We start from the raw sequence: 715 nt of genomic DNA, 5'->3' as shown, positions 1-715 counted from the left end.
AATTGATGCGCCTTGAAACCGCGCTCAACCGCAACGGGGTCGACGTCTACGAAGCCGACGTTCGCCCGCCGGAACGCTATCTGATGGAGCGCTTTATCACCGCACCGGTGCGGTTCAGCGGCACGCCCGATGCCGACGGCGTATTGCTCAACGCCCAGCTCAAACCCGACCCCGATTATCGACCGAAACTGCGCCTGGTCTCGCTCGACATCGAAACCACCGAAACCGGCGAGCTGTACTCCATCGCCCTCGAAGGCTGCGGCGAACGTCAGGTGTACATGCTCGGTGCGCCGAACGGCGATGACAGCATCGTCGACTTCGACCTTGAATACTGCGACTCGCGCACGGTCATTCTGAAGAAACTCAACGACTGGTTTGCCCGCCACGACCCCGACGCGATCATCGGCTGGAACGTCGTGCAGTTCGACCTGCGCATCCTCCACGAACATGCACGGCGCCTCGGCGTGCCGCTGAAGCTCGGCCGTGGCGGCGAAGAGATGCAATGGCGCGAACATGGCAGCCGCAATCACTACTTCGCCTCAGCAGCGGGGCGGCTGATCATCGACGGTATCGAGTCCCTGCGTTCAGCGACCTGGAGCTTTCCTTCCTTCAGTCTGGAAAACGTCGCCCAGACTTTGCTCGGCGAAGGCAAGTCCATCGACAACCCATACCAGCGCATGGACGAAATCAACCGCATGTTCGCCGAGGACAAACC

At 61.1% G+C, this 715-nt stretch carries 1 protein-coding gene; it reads left to right on the top strand.

What is annotated here, in order from left to right:
• Positions 1 to 715, top strand: a 715-nt coding sequence (locus tag BK660_RS31505; protein WP_311202926.1) for a 3'-5' exonuclease, incomplete at both ends; no start/stop codon positions are given.

Source organism: Pseudomonas brassicacearum, from assembly GCF_003732265.1.
Lineage (GTDB): Bacteria > Pseudomonadota > Gammaproteobacteria > Pseudomonadales > Pseudomonadaceae > Aquipseudomonas > Aquipseudomonas brassicacearum_D.
The sequence above is the reverse complement of the archived record's forward strand: the minus strand, read 5'-3'. Positions and strand labels throughout refer to the sequence as shown.